We start from the raw sequence: 3175 nt of genomic DNA, 5'->3' as shown, positions 1-3175 counted from the left end.
CACGCCATCGTACCAATTGAGGGCTGAGTGAATCATAGAGTTTCTCCTAATAAATACAGGCTGATGAGTCCTTGTTGCTGAAACGTTTGAACCCACGCCAAAAAATGGAAGTTGGATAGGTGTTGAGCTATCTGTTGTTCTAGTTGCGTTAGTGACTGCGCTGGGGCGTTTTGAATCATCTGAATTAGGGCGATATCCACTTCTCTGAGTTTTTGTGATACCACCTGATGCGATGCATGACGAAATACCCCATAACAGACCGTTTTCTGTTCTTGAATCAAAAAAGTGACCGATTCTGGATGGACAAGAAAAGGCACTTCGACCAGTTTTAACGTTGGGTTAAGCTGTATGCAAAACGCCTCCGGTTGAGCTTCAACATCATCCCACCACACGTTGAGATTCGGCACATGAGCGCTATCCATTTCAGCGTTGAAAACGATCCATTCATATTCAAGCAGTGCGATTTGCTCAGCACTGAGGTTAACACTGGCGTTATGGTTATTTTGCTGTTGGATAAACTGAACAAATTCAGTCGCAATCTGATGGAACTCAGGCTCCATAGCGCCATGTATTACCAGCCATTCGTCCGTCAAAATGTAGAGTGTTTCCTCGTTAAGTTGAGCGTAAAACAGAGGAAAAGTGTGCTTAATGACAGAGTAGATATTCGCTCGAATGAACTCTCGATAACGGCAGGGCGGTTCGCCTTGCGCGACAGGAGAGCGGATCACGCAGGTCAGTGCGTGCATTGACATACTCATGTTCATTGGTGGTTTAAGCATGGCTACGCTCCACATCGATAACTAATGATGGCGCTGGTTGCATAATATCGTGATGGATAGTGCGCAACTCTTCAGTCAAAACCACCAGAGGAGGCACATGATGATCACGTTCAAGCAGCAAAGGACGGCTACCTTGTTGAGCGTAAGCATAACGAGCCAAGTCAATCACCTCTTGTTGTACTGGTTTGCCATGGGTATCGAGCAAGAAATCTTCGCGCTCTTTTAAGTGACCTGCGATGTGGTAATAGCAGATCGCTTCGCTCGGTAAAGTGGCCAACATGTCAAACGGGCAGTAATTGTGGTTACGGCTATTCACATACACATTATTGATATCAATCAGCAGCTGGCAGCCGCTGCGCTCAACTATCTCAGCAATAAATTCGCCTTCGGGGATCTCCTTGCCGTAACTGTGGTAGTAGGAGATGTTTTCCAGCACCAAAGGGCGTTGCACAATATCTTGAACGCAGTGAATGCGATCGACCAAGTAAGCAATGCTCTCTTTATAGCGCGGGATAGGCAGCAGTTCATACAAGTACCCTTGGGCATCACGCGAAAAGCTCAAATGCTCACTGTAAATGTCGATGTTAAATTCATCTAAAAATGCCGCTACCTTTTTCACAAACGTTTTGTTCAGTGGCTGACAATCGCCAATCGACAAACTCAGCCCATGTGCAATCAGAGGATAGTGCTTTGCTATCTGCTGCAACTGCTCGCGTTTAAGGCCGCCCATGTTCATCCAGTTCTCCGGAGCAAGCTCAAGGAAATCGATGTCGGGATGGTCAGGCAACTGGCATAGCAAATCGATGTGTTCGCTACGCAAGCCGATGCCTTTTGAAGTGCGATCTATTGCCCGCATACACCACCAGTGATTTTGCTGTTGGTTAGAGTAATGGTTTCAGCGGAAGGTGCGATTCCCTCTGCGGTTAAGCCGCATTTACCATCTCTGGCGCGTACTAAACGTCCTTGCGGATCGCTTTTTAAATCCTGTTTCTCAAAGCGTTTTTCAGTACCACATTTGCCAGCCGCGCATTTGCCACCATTTTGAGAGGTGGGTTGCGCACTCACTGGTGCTTCCGTTGACGTTTCTGCAACGCTCATTGCAGGATGAAGAGCAATGGCCGAAGTCATCGCAATAGACAAAACAATTTTACAATTCATGGGTTATCTCCTTCACGGAACTCATTGGGTAGCTTGAGAGATCACGGGCGGCAATAACTTCGCCGTGATAAAACTGTTTGATGATCTTGGTGGACTCTGATTTATGTTTAAGGCCGACTCCCATCCAGTGGTTGAGCACGAGCAGTTTAGGATTGATTTTGGCTGCAATTTCGCCAATCACTGAAGGTTTAGCGTGCATAAATGCGGAAACTTCATCGGCTGACTCATGAACAGCCATCGGCATGACTAAAATGTCAGCGCCTTGAGCAAAATCGAGAAATGCTGGGTTACTGCCGTTTTGATCGGCAGAAATAACAATAACGCCCTGATCACTTTCAATACGATAAGCCAAACATGGCACGTCCCCATGAGGAATACCGAGTGCGTAAATGGTTAAACCGTCTTGTTGATACACTTTAGTTGGTGTCGTGGTTTTGTAAGGAACATCAGTGATGGTGACTGGGAACAAACCATCGCTGCCATCATACAAACCGTTCAAATAAGCGTAAGCGCCATCTTTGCTATTAAAGAGTGCGTCCATATAGCCTGATAGGCTAGGGAAGGCTGATCCCGCTTGCGGGCCTGCAATATCTAGCGGGTCTTCTCGCTTAAAGAAGTAGCCGCCTTTGAGCAGCGCGGGCAAGTCTGCAACGTGATCGGTGTGAAAATGGGTAATGCCTAGAAAATCCAAATCTTCCAGTTTAGAGCCGGATTGGCCAAAGCGCAGATACGCACCGCCGCCAGCATCAATCATGATTTTAGATTTGCCTTTCCACCAAATCACTTCCGCTGAAGAAGAGCGCAGATCATCTGAAATTGGCCCTCCCGATCCTAAAACTTGTAAAGTGAATTCTTTGTCGAGCGGTTCTAACGAGTTTGCGTAAGCACCGATGGCACCGCACGACAAACTGATTGCGAGCACCAGCGCCTTGAGTGGTTGTTTCATGCTGACTACCTTTTGATTGTCTTTTTTATGATATGTGTATACCTAGGGCGAAAAGAGACTTGCGATAAAAGTGCAAGCTTTTTGATTCTCGTCAAGGTGTAGGTGAAAGATATGATTTACGAGGATGTTTGGTCAATCTTGATTTTCTTACCTATTGGTTAAGGTAAATTGAACGATGTGGTGTGATGCAATGATAAGCCTGTTAGATTCTAGGTTTGTACCGCATAGCCAGAACCAATTAATACACATAAAAAAACAACAAATGTTCTATTTAGAACGGCATCACTCCAGT

At 46.0% G+C, this 3175-nt stretch carries 4 protein-coding genes; all 4 read right to left on the bottom strand.

Annotation, left to right across the window (positions count from 1 at the left end; genetic code table 11):
* Positions 1-32: 32 nt before the first annotated feature.
* Genes B9J84_RS05285 through B9J84_RS05270 form a run of 4 tightly spaced genes read right to left on the bottom strand, consistent with a single transcriptional unit; the run spans position 33 to position 2883 of the window.
* On the bottom strand, positions 33-779 hold the full coding sequence (locus B9J84_RS05285; protein WP_017048643.1) for a putative DNA-binding domain-containing protein: 747 nt from the start codon (positions 777-779) through the stop codon (positions 33-35).
* Entirely contained in the window at positions 772-1635 is an 864-nt protein-coding gene (locus B9J84_RS05280) for a DUF692 domain-containing protein (RefSeq protein ID WP_094123698.1), read from the bottom strand. Before B9J84_RS05280 ends, B9J84_RS05285 begins: the two co-directional genes overlap by 8 nt.
* Entirely contained in the window at positions 1623-1937 is a 315-nt protein-coding gene (locus B9J84_RS05275) for a hypothetical protein (RefSeq protein WP_013856716.1), read from the bottom strand. Before B9J84_RS05275 ends, B9J84_RS05280 begins: the two co-directional genes overlap by 13 nt.
* Positions 1927-2883 carry an MBL fold metallo-hydrolase gene (locus B9J84_RS05270; RefSeq protein WP_029189808.1) on the bottom strand — a complete coding sequence of 319 codons (957 nt, stop codon included), beginning with the start codon at positions 2881-2883 and terminating at the stop codon, positions 1927-1929. The genes B9J84_RS05275 and B9J84_RS05270 overlap by 11 nt, the downstream gene beginning before the upstream one ends.
* Positions 2884-3175 lie beyond the last annotated feature (292 nt).

Source organism: Vibrio sp. V03_P4A6T147 (genome assembly GCF_002241085.1).
GTDB lineage: Bacteria > Pseudomonadota > Gammaproteobacteria > Enterobacterales > Vibrionaceae > Vibrio > Vibrio anguillarum.
The sequence above is the reverse complement of the archived record's forward strand: the minus strand, read 5'-3'. Positions and strand labels throughout refer to the sequence as shown.